The sequence below is a fragment of the Caballeronia zhejiangensis genome (genome assembly GCF_000698575.1).
Classification (GTDB): domain Bacteria; phylum Pseudomonadota; class Gammaproteobacteria; order Burkholderiales; family Burkholderiaceae; genus Caballeronia; species Caballeronia zhejiangensis.
This window is the reverse complement of record NZ_JFHD01000026.1, coordinates 54690-69291: the sequence shown is the minus strand read 5'-3', so window position 1 is coordinate 69291 and position 14602 is coordinate 54690. Positions and strand designations below refer to the sequence as shown.

At 63.3% G+C, this 14602-nt stretch carries 14 protein-coding genes and 1 riboswitch; of the genes, 9 read left to right on the top strand and 5 right to left on the bottom strand.

The genetic code is table 11. From position 1 onward, the window contains the following. Positions 1-13 precede the first annotated feature (13 nt). A riboswitch (S-adenosyl-L-homocysteine riboswitch) is annotated at positions 14-149 on the top strand. 32 nt (positions 150-181) lie between these two features. From ahcY to BG60_RS25980, 9 genes are all read left to right on the top strand, one after another. Then, positions 182-1603, top strand: coding sequence for an adenosylhomocysteinase (gene ahcY, locus BG60_RS26020; RefSeq protein ID WP_008352605.1), 1422 nt, complete (start codon positions 182-184; stop codon positions 1601-1603). Positions 1604-1681: 78 nt separating this feature from the next. Continuing rightward, on the top strand, positions 1682-2035 hold the full coding sequence (locus BG60_RS26015; RefSeq protein WP_008352606.1) for a phage holin family protein: 354 nt from the start codon (positions 1682-1684) through the stop codon (positions 2033-2035). A 36-nt stretch (positions 2036-2071) separates the two neighbouring features. Continuing rightward, positions 2072-2911 (top strand): methylenetetrahydrofolate reductase [NAD(P)H], encoded by an 840-nt coding sequence (metF, locus tag BG60_RS26010; protein ID WP_008352607.1) that lies wholly within the window; start codon positions 2072-2074, stop codon positions 2909-2911. A gap of 324 nt (positions 2912-3235) precedes the next feature. Then, positions 3236-4870 (top strand): ABC transporter substrate-binding protein, encoded by a 1635-nt coding sequence (locus BG60_RS26005; RefSeq protein ID WP_008352609.1) that lies wholly within the window; start codon positions 3236-3238, stop codon positions 4868-4870. Between the two features lie 125 nt (positions 4871-4995). Further along, positions 4996-6006 carry an ABC transporter permease subunit gene (locus BG60_RS26000; RefSeq protein ID WP_008352611.1) on the top strand — a complete coding sequence of 337 codons (1011 nt, stop codon included), beginning with the start codon at positions 4996-4998 and terminating at the stop codon, positions 6004-6006. 91 nt (positions 6007-6097) lie between these two features. Next, positions 6098-7015, top strand: a complete 918-nt coding sequence (locus BG60_RS25995) for an ABC transporter permease subunit (RefSeq protein ID WP_034473256.1) — start codon at positions 6098-6100, stop codon at positions 7013-7015. A gap of 1 nt (position 7016) precedes the next feature. After that, the gene (locus tag BG60_RS25990) at positions 7017-8009 is read left to right on the top strand and encodes an ABC transporter ATP-binding protein (RefSeq protein ID WP_008352615.1); all 993 of its coding nucleotides are present in this window, start codon (positions 7017-7019) and stop codon (positions 8007-8009) included. Beyond that, positions 8006-9010, top strand: a complete 1005-nt coding sequence (locus BG60_RS25985; protein WP_008352617.1) for a peptide ABC transporter ATP-binding protein — start codon at positions 8006-8008, stop codon at positions 9008-9010. Before BG60_RS25990 ends, BG60_RS25985 begins: the two co-directional genes overlap by 4 nt. Positions 9011-9054: 44 nt before the next feature. After that, positions 9055-10146, top strand: a complete 1092-nt coding sequence (locus BG60_RS25980; protein ID WP_008352620.1) for a TraB/GumN family protein — start codon at positions 9055-9057, stop codon at positions 10144-10146. 32 nt (positions 10147-10178) lie between these two features. Here the strand turns inward: BG60_RS25980 and BG60_RS25975 are convergent, their stop codons facing one another. From BG60_RS25975 to pxpB, 5 genes are all read right to left on the bottom strand, one after another. Then, positions 10179-11135, bottom strand: a complete 957-nt coding sequence (locus BG60_RS25975; RefSeq protein ID WP_008352621.1) for a DUF979 domain-containing protein — start codon at positions 11133-11135, stop codon at positions 10179-10181. Beyond that, on the bottom strand, positions 11132-11851 hold the full coding sequence (locus BG60_RS25970; RefSeq protein WP_008352624.1) for a DUF969 domain-containing protein: 720 nt from the start codon (positions 11849-11851) through the stop codon (positions 11132-11134). Before BG60_RS25970 ends, BG60_RS25975 begins: the two co-directional genes overlap by 4 nt. 110 nt (positions 11852-11961) lie before the next feature. Beyond that, positions 11962-12711, bottom strand: a complete 750-nt coding sequence (pxpA, locus tag BG60_RS25965) for a 5-oxoprolinase subunit PxpA (RefSeq protein WP_008352625.1) — start codon at positions 12709-12711, stop codon at positions 11962-11964. Between the two features lie 72 nt (positions 12712-12783). Further along, a complete protein-coding gene (locus BG60_RS25960) occupies positions 12784-13824 on the bottom strand; it encodes a 5-oxoprolinase subunit C family protein (RefSeq protein ID WP_008352628.1) in 1041 nt (346 codons plus the stop codon). Beyond that, the gene (gene pxpB / locus BG60_RS25955; RefSeq protein ID WP_008352630.1) at positions 13821-14474 is read right to left on the bottom strand and encodes a 5-oxoprolinase subunit PxpB; all 654 of its coding nucleotides are present in this window, start codon (positions 14472-14474) and stop codon (positions 13821-13823) included. The genes BG60_RS25960 and pxpB overlap by 4 nt, the downstream gene beginning before the upstream one ends. Between the last annotated feature and the right edge of the window lie 128 nt (positions 14475-14602).

Genomic DNA, 14602 nt, shown 5'->3' with positions numbered 1-14602 from the left:
ACAATCGACGCTCGTTTCCGAGGAGCGTTGCGACGGGCGATTCATCGAATCCGCCCGCCAGGCTCGGAAGCATTCAATCCGGACGGTTCGAAAGCGCCAGGCAGTCAAGGCGCCCGCTGAGCCACCGCATCGAACGGCGCTCACGTCAACATTTCTAGTCTTTTTAGAAAAGGAGGGCGTGATGAACGCCGCAGTTCTCGATTCCAACGGTTCCAAGGATTACATCGTTGCCGACATGTCGCTTGCCGCATGGGGCCGCAAAGAGCTCGACATCGCCGAAACGGAAATGCCGGGTCTCATCCAGACGCGCGAAGAGTACAAGGCGCAGCAACCGCTGAAGGGCGCGCGCATCGCCGGCTCGCTGCACATGACGATTCAAACGGGCGTGCTGATCGAAACGCTCACGGCGCTGGGCGCGGACGTGCGCTGGGCATCGTGCAACATCTTCTCGACGCAGGATCACGCAGCTGCAGCGATCGCCGCGGGCGGCACGCCGGTGTTCGCGTTCAAAGGCGAATCGCTCGACGAATACTGGGAATTCTCGCATCGCATTTTCGAATGGCCGAACGGCGAATTCGCCAACATGATTCTCGATGACGGCGGCGATGCAACGCTGCTGCTCATCCTCGGCGCGAAGGCGGAAAAGGACCGTTCGGTCATCGCCAAGCCGACGAACGAGGAAGAAATCGCGCTCTACAAGTCGATCGCGAAGCACCTCGACGCCGATCCGACGTGGTACTCCACGCGCCTTTCGCACATTCAGGGCGTGACGGAAGAAACCACGACGGGCGTGCATCGCCTGTATCAGATGGAAAAGGAAGGACGCCTGCCGTTCCCCGCCATCAACGTGAACGATTCGGTCACGAAGTCGAAGTTCGACAATCTGTACGGCTGCCGCGAATCGCTCGTCGACGGCATCAAGCGCGCGACCGACGTGATGATCGCCGGCAAGATCGCGGTCGTCGCGGGTTACGGCGACGTGGGCAAGGGCTGCGCGCAATCGCTGCGCGGTCTGGGCGCGACGGTGTGGGTCACGGAAATCGATCCGATCTGCGCGCTGCAAGCCGCAATGGAAGGCTACCGCGTCGTGACGATGGAATACGCCGCGAGCCGCGCCGACATCTTCGTCACCGCGACGGGCAACTATCACGTCATCAACCACGATCACATGAAGGCGATGCGCAACAACGCGATCGTCTGCAACATCGGCCACTTCGATTCGGAAATCGATATCGCGTCGACGCGTCAATACACTTGGGACAACATCAAGCCGCAGGTGGATCACATCGTCTTCCCGGACGGCAAGAAGATCATCATTCTGGCTGAAGGGCGTCTCGTGAACCTCGGCTGCGCGACGGGCCATCCGTCCTTCGTGATGTCGAACTCGTTCACGAACCAGACGCTCGCGCAGATCGAACTGTTCACGCAGGGCAAGAAGTACGAGAACAAAGTCTACGTGCTGCCGAAGCATCTCGACGAAAAGGTCGCGCGCCTGCACCTCGGCCGTATCGGCGCGGAACTGACCGTGCTGTCGGACGAGCAGGCCGGCTACATCGGCGTCGACAAGAACGGCCCGTTCAAGCCGAACCACTACCGCTATTAAACGCTGACGGCAGCCGTAACAGGCGCGGGCGTGACGACCACGCCCGCGCGATTCAACGCATCAACCGGAGATTTCTCGATGACCGTGCTGCTGACATGGCTGATCAACGCGCTCGCGCTGCTGATCATCACCTACCTCGTGCCTTCGATTCATATCCGCAGTTTCGGCACGGCGCTCATCATCGCGGTGGTGCTGGGTCTCATCAACGCGATCATCCGGCCTGTTCTCATCATCCTCACGTTGCCGGTGACCATCGTCACGCTCGGGTTCTTCATACTCGTCGTGAATGCGCTGTGCTTCTGGCTGTGCTCGTCGCTGTTGAAGGGCTTCGAAGTATCGGGCTTCTGGTCCGCGTTCTTCGGCTCGATTCTCTACAGCATCGTGTCGTGGCTGCTGTCGGCGCTGATCTTCGGGAATCGCAACTTCGGTTGACGTTGGACCGCGCGCTGCCGTGCGTCAAAAAACATCATGAAACCGATCGAACTCTCATTCGAGTTTTTCCCGCCGAAGACGCAGGAAGGCGTGGACAAGCTGCGCGCGTCCCGCGCCGAGTTGAAGAAGCTCTCGCCCAAGTTCGTCTCCGTGACGTTCGGCGCGGGCGGCTCCACGCAGCAAGGCACGCTCGACACCGTGCTCGAAATGGCCGCGGAAGGCTTCGAGGCCGCGCCGCATCTCTCGTGCATCGGCTCGTCGAAGGACAGTCTGCGCGCCATTCTCTTGCAGTACCGCGAGCACGGTATTCGCCACATCGTCGCGCTGCGCGGCGATCTGCCTTCGGGCATGGGCGAAGTCGGCGAGTTGCGCTATGCGTCGGAACTGGTGGCGTTCATCCGTCAGGAGCACGGCGACTGGTTCAACATCGAAGTGGCCGCGTATCCGGAGTTTCATCCGCAATCGAGGTCGCCGAAAGCCGATCTCGAAAACTTCGCGCGCAAGGTGAAGGCGGGTGCGAACTCGGCGATCACGCAGTACTTCTTCAACGCCGATTCCTACTTCAAGTTCGTCGAGGAAGCGCGCAAGCTCGGCGTCGACGTGCCGATCGTGCCGGGCATCATGCCGATCACGAACTTCTCGCAACTGATGCGCTTCTCCGACATGTGCGGCGCCGAAGTGCCGAAGTGGATCGCGCGCCGGCTTGAAAGCTTCGGCGACGATCGCGAGTCGATCCGCGCGTTCGGCGTCGACGTGGTGACGGGCCTGTGCCGCCGTCTCATCGATGATGGCGCGCCGGGTCTGCACTTCTACACGCTTAACGGCGCGTGGGCGTCGAAGACGGTTTGCGAACGTCTCGGCTTCAAGAGCGTCTGATCAGCATCAATGTTTCACCCGCGCGGCGCTCGCCGCGCGGTTCTTTCTCTGAATCCCCTTACCGTCGTCTTTTTTGCGTTAGCGCGCGCCTGTTCGAGCAATATTTCGTCGCCCGATGTATCAGGTGCGGACATGCCCGATAACCTACCCTTATCGGAGCGCCACCGACGACAAACTCTAGTGGGGAAAACCAAGTACACGTGTCACTTTTGTTCGTGCTAGGGTAGCGCCCACTTTGCGCGTGTGCTTCGAAAAAAGCGGGGCGGCGCGATCAAGTACACTCGCGCTACGTCGGCCAGAAGCCGGCATCGACTTGGAGGAAACATGAACAAAAACAGCCTGTTGCGAGCCATCCGCGGATCGGCGCTCGCAGGCGCCGTCGCCACCGCGACGCTCTTTGCAGCAACCGCGGCACACGCCGCGGGAATCCCGAACAAGACGCTCGTGTATTGCTCGGAAGGCAGCCCGGCCGGCTTCGATCCGGCGCAATACACCACCGGCACGGATTTCACCGCGAATACCTTCACCGTCTATAACCGTCTTGTCGAATTCGAGCGCGGCGGTACGAAGGTCGAGCCGGGTCTCGCCGAAAAGTGGGACGTGTCGTCCGATGGCCTCAGCTACACGTTCCATCTGCGTCACGGCGTGAAGTTCCAGACGACGTCGTTCTTCAAGCCGACGCGCGAATTCAACGCGGATGACGTGATCTTCACGTTCAACCGCATGCTCGATCCGAACAATCCGTTCCGCAAGGCGTACAACGTCCAGTTTCCGTACTTCACGGACCTCGGCATGGACAAGCTGATCTCGAAGATCGAGAAGGTCGATCCGTACACCGTGAAGTTCACGCTGAAGGAAGTGAGCGCGCCGTTCATCCAGAACATGGCGATGGAATACGCGTCGATCCTGTCCGCCGAGTACACGGACAAGCTGCTGAAAGACGGCAAGGCCGCCGACATCAACCAGCAGCCGGTCGGCACGGGTCCGTTCATCTTCCGCAGCTACACGAAGGACGCGACCATCCGCTTCGACGGCAATCCTGATTACTGGAAGCCGAACGCCGTGCAGATCAGCAAGCTGATCTTCTCGATCACGCCGGACGCGGCCGTGCGCGTGCAGAAGCTGAAGAACAACGAATGCCAGGTGATGAGCTATCCGCGTCCGGGCGATATCGCCGCGCTGAAGTCGGCATCGAATGTCGATACGCCGTCACAGGCGGGCTTCAACGAAGGCTATGTCGCGTACAACGTGACGAAGAAGGGCCTCGACAACACCGACGTGCGCCGCGCGCTCGACATGGCGATCAACAAGAAGGCGATCATCGATTCCGTGTATCAGGGCGCGGGCCAGCCGGCCACCGCACCGATGCCGCCGACGCAGTGGTCCTACGACAAGAATCTGAAGGGCCAGACATACGACACCGCGAAGGCGAAGGAACTGCTCTCGAAGGCGGGCTTCCCGAACGGCTTCGAAATCACGCTCTGGGCGATGCCGGTTCAACGCGCGTACAACCCTAACGCGCGGCTGATGGCGGAAATGATCCAGGCCGACTGGGCGAAGATCGGCGTGAAGGCGAACATCGTTTCGTACGAGTGGGGCGAGTATCTGAAGCGCGCGCACGCGGGCGAACACGATGCGCTCCTGATCGGCTGGACCGGCGACAACGGCGACCCCGACAACTGGCTCGGCACGCTGCTCGGCTGCGACGCCGTGAAGGGCAGCAACTTCTCGAAGTGGTGCTACAAGCCGTTCGACGAACTCGTCGTGAAGGGCCGTTCGACGACCGATGTCGCCGCGCGCACGAAGGCTTACACCGATGCGCAGCAGATCTTCGCGCAGCAACTGCCGTTCTCGCCGATCGCGCACTCGACGGTGTATCAGCCGGTGAGCAAGAAGGTGACGAACATGAAGATCGAGCCGCTCGGCTACGTTCGCTTCGATGGCGTCGGCATGCAATAAAGTTTGTCTACGGAACGCTTTTTGCACTAAACCATAGTTAATCGAACAGGTCCGGCGGCGCGGGTCCACAAGATCCAAGCCGCCGGTCACGTTTTGAGTCCTCCCAATACCGAAAAGGACGATCCATGTTCCGATTCGTTTTGCGACGCATAGGAATGGTGATACCGACGTTCATCGGCATTACGATTCTCGCGTTCGCGCTCATCCACCTGATTCCCGGCGACCCCATCGAAGTGATGATGGGCGAGCGTGGCGTCGATCCCGCGATGCACGCCGAAGCCATGAAGCGCCTCGGTCTCGACCAGCCGCTGCCGGTCCAATACCTCACCTACGTCGGGCACGCGCTGAAAGGCGATCTCGGCACGTCGATCATCACGAATACCAGCGTGATGGGCGAGTTCCTCGCGCGCTTTCCGGCGACCGTCGAACTCTCCATCTGCGCGATGATCTTCGCGCTCGTCGTCGGCTTGCCGGCGGGCGTCGCGGCGGCGCTCAGGCGCGGCACGGTCGTCGATCACGGCGTGATGGGCACCGCGCTCACGGGCTATTCGATGCCGATTTTCTGGTGGGGCTTGATCCTCATCATGTTCTTCTCGGCGAAGCTCGGTTGGACGCCGGTGTCGGGCCGCATCGCGGTCGAATACGACATTCCGCACGTCACCGGCTTCATGTTGATCGACGCGCTCTTCTCCAGCGACGAAGGCGCGTTCACGTCGGCGGTGTCGCATCTGATTCTGCCGACCATCGTGCTCGGCACGATTCCGCTGGCGGTCGTCGCGCGCATGACGCGCTCGTCGATGCTCGAAGTGCTGCGCGAGGACTACATCCGCACGGCGCGCGCGAAGGGTTTGTCGCCGCTGCGCGTGGTCGTCGTGCATGCGCTGCGCAACGCGCTGATTCCTGTCGTGACCGTGATCGGCCTGCAGGTCGGCACGCTGCTCGCGGGCGCGGTGCTGACCGAGACGCTGTTCTCGTGGCCGGGTGTCGGCAAGTGGCTCATCGACGCCATTTCGCGCCGCGATTATCCGGTCGTGCAAGGCGGCATTCTGATGATCGCGACGCTCGTGATCGTCGTGAACCTGGTCGTCGATTTGTTGTACGGCGTGTTGAATCCGCGCATTCGCCATACTCGCTGAGGAAAACATGTACCCCCACGCTCACACTTGTTCGCTGCCCCCCAAGGGGGCGCATGCCTCGCTTGAGGCCGCTCGGCGCGAGGCATAACGAATGGCTGACGTTCAAAACAATCTCCCGCCGGGCGCGCTCACGCCGCCGTCCGGGCGCATGGTCGCGGCGCGCGAATTCTGGGCGAATTTCTCGCGCAATCGCGGCGCCGTCGTCGCGGGCGTGATCGTGCTCGCGCTGATTCTCGTCGCGCTGCTCGCGCCGCTGATCGCACCGCATAGCCCGATCGAGCAATATCGCGATTACGTGAAAATTCCGCCCGCGTGGCTCGAAGGCGGCAACCGCATGTTCCTGCTCGGCACCGATGAAGCCGGCCGCGACATTCTCTCGCGTCTCATGTACGGCGCGCGGCTGTCGTTCTGGATCGGCTTCGTGTCGGTCGTGCTCGCGCTGATTCCGGGCGTCGTGCTCGGTCTGATGGCCGCGTTCTTCCACTGGCTCGATACGCCGATCATGCGCGTGATGGACGTGCTGCTCGCGTTGCCTTCGCTGCTGCTCGCGGTCGCGGTCGTCGCGATCATCGGGCCGGGGCTCGTCAACACGATGCTCGCCATCGCCATCGTCGCGCTGCCCGGTTACGTGCGTCTCACGCGCGCGTCGGCGCTCGGCGAATTGCAGAAGGAATACGTGACGGCATCGCGCGTCGCGGGCGCGGGCACCGTGCGCCTGATGTTCTCGCAAGTGCTGCCGAACTGCGCCGCGCCGCTGATCGTGCAGGCGACGCTCGGTTTCTCGTCCGCGATTCTCGATGCTGCCGCGCTCGGCTTTCTCGGCCTCGGCGTGCAGCCGCCGGCGGCGGAGTGGGGCGCGATGCTCGCATCGGCGCGCGATTACATCGAAAGCGCATGGTGGATCGTGACGATGCCAGGCCTGTCGATCCTGATCTCGGTGCTCGTCATCAATCTGCTCGGCGACGGTCTGCGCGATGCGCTCGATCCGAAACTCAAACGGATGGGCTGACATGAACGATCTTCTGACTATCCGCAATTTGCAGGTGACGTTCGGGGGCACGCAGGCCGTCGATCGCATCGATCTGTCCGTGAAGCCGGGCGAAGTCGTCGGCGTCGTCGGCGAATCCGGCTCGGGCAAGAGCGTCACGATGATGGCGCTGATGGGCCTCATCGACGCACCGGGCAAAGTAACCGCCGATCAGGTCACGTTCGACGGGAAGGACTTGCTGAAGGCGTCGGCGCGCGCGCGTCGCAGGATCATCGGCAAGGACATCGCGATGGTGTTTCAGGACGCGCTGACGAGCCTGAACCCGAGCTACACCGTCGGCTATCAGATCAAGGAAGTACTGAAGCTGCACGAAGGTCTGCGCGGCGATGCGCTCGACAAACGCGCGCTCGAACTGCTCGATCAGGTCGGCATTCCGGACGCGAAGAACCGCATCAATTCGTTTCCGCATCAGTTGTCGGGCGGCATGAATCAGCGCGTGATGATCGCGATGGCGGTCGCATGCAATCCGAAGCTTCTGATCGCCGACGAGCCCACCACCGCGCTCGACGTGACGATCCAGGCGCAGATCATGGAACTGCTCGTGAAGCTGCAGAAGGAACGCGGCATGGCGCTTGTGCTGATTTCGCACGATCTCGCGGTCGTGTCCGAAGTGGCGCAGCGCGTCGCGGTGATGTACGCGGGCGAGATCATCGAAACGAATCATGTGCCGACGATCTTCAGCGAGCCGCATCATCCGTACACGGAAGCGCTGCTCGCGGCGATTCCCGAGCATTCGCGCGGCGCGGAACGTCTCGCGGCGCTGCCGGGCATGGTGCCGGGCAAGGACGATCGCCCGAGCGGATGTCTCTTCGCGCCGCGCTGCAAATATGTCGTCGACGATTGCCGGAAGGCGCGGCCGAATCTGTATCAACTCGACAAGAACGATCCGGCCGTGCGGGCGCGCTGCATCAAGCCGTTGAACATCGATGTGGTCGTGGAAGGAGGCGCGCGATGAACGCCGTACCGAAGGAATCGAATCAGGACATCGTGCTCGCCGCCGACAAGCTCACGAAGCATTACGACGTGAAGCGCAGCGCGTTCAAGCACGGCACGGTGAAGGCGTTGAACGGCGTGTCGTTCGAATTGAAGCGCGGGCGCACGCTTGCGGTCGTCGGCGAATCGGGATGCGGCAAGTCCACGCTCGCGCGTCAATTGACGATGATCGAAGCGCCCACGTCGGGCCGTCTGCTGATCGAAGGCGACGATGTCGCGGGCGCGAACCGTGCGAAGATCGCCGAGTTGCGTCAGCGCGTGCAGATGGTGTTCCAGAATCCGTTCGCGTCGCTGAATCCGCGCAAGACCGTCGAGCAGACGCTCGGCGAACCGCTCGCGATCAACACGAAGCTCTCGTCGACGGAGCGCGCCGAGCGCATCGCGAAGATGATGCGTACCGTGGGCTTGCGGCCGGAGCATGCGTCGCGTTATCCACACATGTTTTCGGGCGGGCAGCGTCAGCGCGTGGCGATCGCGCGGGCGATGATTCTCGATCCGCAGATCGTCGTCGCCGACGAGCCGGTGTCCGCGCTCGACGTGTCGATTCAGGCGCAGATCCTGAATCTGTTCATGGATCTCCAGGCGCAGTTCGGCACGAGCTACGTGTTCATCTCGCACAATTTGTCGGTGGTGGAGCATATCGCCGACGACGTGATGGTGATGTACTTCGGCGGCGTCGCGGAAGTCGGCGACAAGAAGACGATCTTCGCGAAGCCGCGCCATCCGTACACGCGCGCGCTCATGTCCGCGACGCCCGCGATCTTCGAGGAAGACCGGCGCATCAAGATCAAGCTGCAGGGCGAGATGCCGTCGCCGCTCAATCCGCCATCGGGCTGCACGTTCCATCAGCGCTGCCCGTATGCGATCGAGCGATGCCGCGTCGAAGAGCCGAAACTGCGCGTGGTCGATGGACGTCAGGTGTCGTGCCATCGCGCCGAAGAGGTCGGCGAAGCCGAAGTCTGAGTCTCGCCGGAAGGCTGCACGACGCGTCACGCGAATGTTTTAAGATGTCGATCGTGCAGGATTCAACCGTCAAGCCGCGCTTTTCGCGCGCGGCGTTCGCCAAAACGACAGCCCTCGTGCTGTCGTTCTTGCTATTTACGGCGGGTGTCTCGGTGTCGCCTTCGGGCTTCGCGGTGGTCGGATCGCGCACGTCGCAGGCCGCGGGCGATGCGGCGTCCGCCGCCGCGCCCGCCAATCCCGCTCCGCCGCCGCGCACGGACCGCTCGACCGGCACGACCGCGAGCGGCCCGGTGCGCGCGCAGCCGCCGCGCATGCCGTTCTACGTCGCGACCAAGGGCACGACGACCATCTATCTGCTCGGCACGCTCCATGTGGGTTTCGCGAGCGACTATCCGCCCGAGCAACCGTTTCGCAAATCGATACTCGCGGCGCTCGATGCATCGCCTACGCTCGCGCTCGAGATTTCCCCCGACGATCTCCTGCTCTCTCAAGACGATGTGAATCGTTATGGCATGTGCCGCAGCGCGTGTCTGATCGACTATTTGCCTGACTCGATGTGGAAGAAGGTCGAGGCGCGCATGCGCAGCAATCCGGCGGCGCTGAAGGAGATCCGGCATACGCGGCCATGGCTCGCATCGATGCTGATCGAAACCTACGACACGTTGAAGGCCGGGTTTCAAAGCGAGTACGGAACCGAGGCGCAGTTGCAGAACGTGTATCTTCGTGCGCGCGGGAAGATCGTCGGACTGGAAACGCTGAACGAGCAGATTTCGACATTCACGCGGCTTTCGTCGGCGCAGCAACGCGAAATGCTCGCGCAGGATCTCGTGCAGACGCCGGCGGAGAACGTCGCCGATGTGAAGGAATTGCACCGGCTGTGGCGCATCGGCGACGCGGATGCGCTCAAGGCCTGGGACGACGCCAAGTCGAGCAAGCTGGCGCGGAACAAGGCGCTCGCGGCGCAGGTCGACAATCGCGTGGTGTATCAGCGGAATCAGCGGTTCGTGCAGCGGATCGTCGCCATCGCCGCGCCGGATAAACCGGTGTTCGTGGCGATCGGCGCGTTGCATCTCGGCGGGCCGCGGGGCGTGCTCGAGCTTCTGAGAAAGCGAGGGTTCGTGGTGGAAGCGGGGTAGGCGCGGAACTGACGCCACCCGCGCGTTAAATATCAAATAAACATCAGCCAGTTCAACAAGAATATATTCGCGACCAGCAACGTCACCGCCGTCGGCACCTGCACCTTGATGACCGCGTTCTTGTCGGGCAACTCCAGCAGCGCCGCAGGCACGATGTTGAAGTTCGCGGCCATCGGCGTCATTAGCGTGCCGCAGTAGCCGGAGAACATGCCGATCGCGGCCATCGTCGCGGGATTGCCGTGGAATACGCCGACGAGAATCGGTACGCCGACGCCGCCCGTCATGACCGGAAACGCGGCGAAGCCGTTGCCCATGACCATCGTGAAAAGCGCCATGCCGAGGACATACACCGCCACCGCGACGAGCCGGTAATCCATGTTGACGTAAGCCGTCGTCACATGCGCGACCGCCTTGCCTACGCCCGCATCCGAGAACACGAGGCCGAGCATGCCGAGCATCTGCGGCAGCACGGCAGCCCACGACAGCGCATCGATGAGACGGCGCGTTTCGCGCATCGACTGGCCGACCGTGTCGCGCGTCATCACGCAGGCAATGGCCAGCGCGATCACGCAGCCGATGCCGAAGCCGATCAGCGTCACGTTCTTCAGCTCGATCAGCGGCACGCCGCCGAACACGAGGTATTTCGCGCCGAGCGTGAGGATCACGGTGACGACGGGAATCGTCAGCGCGGGCACGAAGAGCTTGTTGCCGAGCCGCGCGGCGCTCCGGCGGCGCGTGTCTTCGGAAAGCATCTTCGGCTTCGCGCCGGTGACGCCGCCGAAACCCGCGATCAGCGCCATCGCCACGACGAGCACGCCGACGACCGTCACCGGAAGCCAGTCGCCGACGAGAAAGATCAGCGCGTAGATCAGCCAGAATCCGCCAGCGGTCAGACGCCGCGGATGCGATCTGTCCGTGAGGATCATCCCGCCGACGACCAGCAGAATGATGCCGACGAGATAGAACAGATAGTTGATCGTGAGCGTCATGCTTTTTCTCCCGCGACGTTGCGCGTGAGCGCGTCGAGTTCGCGCGCGAGCCTGCGGTCCAGCAGCCACAGACGGAAACCGTGAATCAGGAACGCGCAGATTGCCGTCGGAATGCCCCACACGGCGACGTGCATCGGCTCCACGACGATGCCCGCTTCCTTCAGGAACGTGACCATCAGCACGATCGCGCCGAACGCCACGAAAATGTCCTCGCCGAAGAACAGGCCGACGTTGTCGGTCGCCGCCGAGTACGCGCGCAGCTTGAAGCGCGTCGCATCCGAGAGCTTGCCGTAGCGCGCTTCGGTGGCGCCTTCGGCCATCGGCGCGAGCAGCGGGCGCACCATCTGCGGATGGCCGCCGAGCCCCGTCAGGCCGACCGCCGCCGTGAGTTCACGCACGAACAGATAGACGATCAGCAGACGCCCGGCTGTCGCGGCCTTGATGCTCGAAATCCACATTTGCGCGCGCTCGCGCAGGCCGTGCCGTTCGAGCAGACCGATCACCGCCAGCGGCAACAGGATGATGAGCGGAATGTTGCGCGTCTTGAGAAAGCCGGTGCCGATCGCGGTCAGGATTTTCTCGATGGGAAAATGCGCCGCGAAGCCGGTGATGATCGCCGCGGCCGCGACGATCAGCATCGGATTGAAGCGCAGCACGAAGCCCGCGATGATGACGGCCACACCGATGAGCGGCCATAGATTGACAGGGGTTGCCATGAGTTCTCCAAACAATATTGACGTCACGCCTCGTACCGGGCGCGTGGATTCACTACTTCCTTGCTAAAACGCCCCGGCGTTGCGGGGCGTTCGAACCTTCGTTGACCGCGTCAGGCGTCGGCGTGCGCGGCGCGGACTTCGATGCCCGCATCCGCCAGCGCGCCACGAATGCGCCGCGCGAATTCGAGCGCGTGCGCGCCGTCGCCGTGCAGGCAGATCGTCTGCGCGTTGAGCGGCACCCATTCGCCGGACACGGCCTGCACCCGCTGATCGCGCACCATCGCGAGCGTGCGGTCGAGCACGACGTTTTCGTCATCGAGCAGCGCGCCCGGCTCCTTGCGCGGCACGAGCGAGCCGTCCGCGCGATAACCGCGATCGGCGAACACTTCTTCGATGGCGATCAAGCCCGCGCGCCGCGCCGCTTCGATGAACCCGCTGTTCGCGAGACCGAAGACGAGCAGCGACGGATCGAAATCGTGCACGGCGGAGACGATGGCATCGGCGATTTCCGCGCTTCTCGCCGCCTGGTTGTACAGCGCGCCGTGCGGCTTGACGTGCGCGATGCGTCCGCCTTCGGCCTGCGCGATCGCCGAAAGCGCGCCGAGCTGATACAGCACGCCCGCGTAGATTTCCTCCGGCGGCAGGTCCATTTCCTTGCGGCCGAAGTTCTCGGGATCGTTGAAGCTCGGGTGCGCGCCGATGGCGACGCCTTTCTCGACGGCCCAGCGCACGCAATCGCGCATCGCCGTGGCGCCGCCCGCATGCCAGCCGCACGCGATGTTCGCGGAACTCACGAGATCGAGCAGCGCCTCATCGGTGCCGCAACCTTCGCCGAGATCGGCATTGAGATCGATTTCCATGATGTTTTCGCACTCGTTCCGTTGGATGTTGGATGTATGCGCCGCGTCGTTCGCGCGGCTTTCGCCCCGCTGCTAAGAGCCGGCGCGCGCGATGCGTTCCTCGTGCATCGCGATCGCCGTTTCCACCTGGCTTACGTATTGCCGTTCGTCGGCGAGCGCGTGACGCGCCTCTTCCGCCGACGTCTCGATAAAGCGCACGCCGCCGTTCAACCTCACCTGCGCGAGCTTCCACAAATCAGCCTTGATGACCGCGCCGATCTTCGGATAGCCGCCCGTGGTCTGCGCGTCGCCCATCAGGATGATCGGCTGGCCGTTCGGCGGCACCTGGATCGTGCCGGGCAACACCGCGTGCGACAGCAGCTCGATCTTTTCGCGCCGCTCCAGCGCCGTGCCCGCGAGGCGAAAGCCCATGCGATTGCTGTTCGGCGTGATCGTCCATTCCTCGTTCCAGAAAACCTGTTGCGCGGCGTCGCTGAAACTCGCGTATTCCGGGCCGCGCAGCACGCGAATCGGGGCGGCCCACGCGAGGCTCGGCGAATGGCGTCCGCGGCGCACGGGTTCGTCGACGAGCACGAACTTGCACCACGCGGGCGCTTTCACGCCGAACGCGGGTTCTTCCGGCGAAAACGCGATGCCCTTGTGCGGCTGCGGCACGCCGACCGGCAGGCGATCGCCGTCGCGCAGCGCGCGTCCGCCGAGGCCGCCGAAGCACGCGCCGAGATCGGTCGAGCGCGAGCCGAGCATCGGCAGAACGTCGATGCCGCCTGCGATCGCCACATAACAACGCATGCCGCGCTTCGCCGCGCGCAGCGTCAGCTCCTGGCCCGCGCGCACCGGCAGGCTCCACCACGAATACACCGGTTCGTCGTCGAGCGTCGCGCCGAAATCGGTTCCAGTGATGGCAATGCGCGTCGCATGCTTGAAGCGCAGCACGGTCGGCCCGAACGTGATCTCGATGCCCGCCGCATCCGCCTTGTTACCGACGATGCGATTGCCGATTTCCAGCGACAGCGCGTCGAGCGCGCCACCGGAACTCACGCCGAGATGCCGGTAGCCGCGCCGGCCGAGATCCTGGACGGAAGTGAGCACGCCCGCGCGAATCACGTCGATCATGCGCGTACCTCCAGCGCCTTGAAGCGCACGCGGTCGCCGGGCTGCATGAGCGTCGGCGGATTTCTGGCCGGATCGAAGAGCTTCAGCTCGGTGCGCCCGAGCAATTGCCAGCCGCCCGGCGACGCCGCCGGATAGATGCCCGTCTGCGCCCCGCCGATGCCGACCGATCCCGCCGGCACTTCGAGACGCGGTTCGGCGCGGCGCGGCATCGCGAGCGCGGGATCGAGCCCGCCGAGATACGCGAAGCCCGGCTGGAAGCCGAGGAAGAACACGACGTACTCGGTTTGCGTATGACGCTTCACCACGTCATCGACGGACAAGCCCGTGTGCTGCGCGAGCGCGGCGAGATCGGGGCCGTCGGCGCCGCCGTAGCGCACCGGAATCTCGATTTCGGCGCTGTCCATGTCGGGCGTCTCGGCCGCGTCCCAGCCGCTTTCGAGTTGCGCGGCGAGCGTTTCGTAGTCCGCTTCGAGCGGATCGAACACGATCGTCAGATTGTTCATGCCCGGCACCACTTCGACGACGTGCGGCATCAGGCGCGCGTGCTCCGCCAGCGCCCAGATGCGGCGCTGGCAGTCGAGCGTGGCGGGCGGCGCGGCTTCGCACACGAGCGCGGAGTCGCCCAGCGAATGAATACGTGGTCTTGTCATGCCTCAATTTGCCTTTGCGATGCGCGAAATTCGTCGATTCGATGAACGCCGCACCGTCGCAGAATGTTACATTGTCAATAAATTATCAAGAAATTATCAATACAGGTTTTCGCCGAGGCGCGCCGTCG

What these genes read in the sequence shown, in the direction of transcription:
- ahcY (WP_008352605.1), top strand. Translation starts at nt 182, where the DNA reads ATGAACGCCGCAGTTCTCGATTCCAACGGTTCCAAGGATTACATCGTT.
- BG60_RS26015 (WP_008352606.1), top strand. Translation starts at nt 1,682, where the DNA reads ATGACCGTGCTGCTGACATGGCTGATCAACGCGCTCGCGCTGCTGATC.
- metF (WP_008352607.1), top strand. Translation starts at nt 2,072, where the DNA reads ATGAAACCGATCGAACTCTCATTCGAGTTTTTCCCGCCGAAGACGCAG.
- BG60_RS26005 (WP_008352609.1), top strand. Translation starts at nt 3,236, where the DNA reads ATGAACAAAAACAGCCTGTTGCGAGCCATCCGCGGATCGGCGCTCGCA.
- BG60_RS26000 (WP_008352611.1), top strand. Translation starts at nt 4,996, where the DNA reads ATGTTCCGATTCGTTTTGCGACGCATAGGAATGGTGATACCGACGTTC.
- BG60_RS25995 (WP_034473256.1), top strand. Translation starts at nt 6,098, where the DNA reads ATGGCTGACGTTCAAAACAATCTCCCGCCGGGCGCGCTCACGCCGCCG.
- BG60_RS25990 (WP_008352615.1), top strand. Translation starts at nt 7,017, where the DNA reads ATGAACGATCTTCTGACTATCCGCAATTTGCAGGTGACGTTCGGGGGC.
- BG60_RS25985 (WP_008352617.1), top strand. Translation starts at nt 8,006, where the DNA reads ATGAACGCCGTACCGAAGGAATCGAATCAGGACATCGTGCTCGCCGCC.
- BG60_RS25980 (WP_008352620.1), top strand. Translation starts at nt 9,055, where the DNA reads ATGTCGATCGTGCAGGATTCAACCGTCAAGCCGCGCTTTTCGCGCGCG.
- BG60_RS25975 (WP_008352621.1), bottom strand. Translation starts at nt 11,135, where the DNA reads ATGACGCTCACGATCAACTATCTGTTCTATCTCGTCGGCATCATTCTG.
- BG60_RS25970 (WP_008352624.1), bottom strand. Translation starts at nt 11,851, where the DNA reads ATGGCAACCCCTGTCAATCTATGGCCGCTCATCGGTGTGGCCGTCATC.
- pxpA (WP_008352625.1), bottom strand. Translation starts at nt 12,711, where the DNA reads ATGGAAATCGATCTCAATGCCGATCTCGGCGAAGGTTGCGGCACCGAT.
- BG60_RS25960 (WP_008352628.1), bottom strand. Translation starts at nt 13,824, where the DNA reads ATGATCGACGTGATTCGCGCGGGCGTGCTCACTTCCGTCCAGGATCTC.
- pxpB (WP_008352630.1), bottom strand. Translation starts at nt 14,474, where the DNA reads ATGACAAGACCACGTATTCATTCGCTGGGCGACTCCGCGCTCGTGTGC.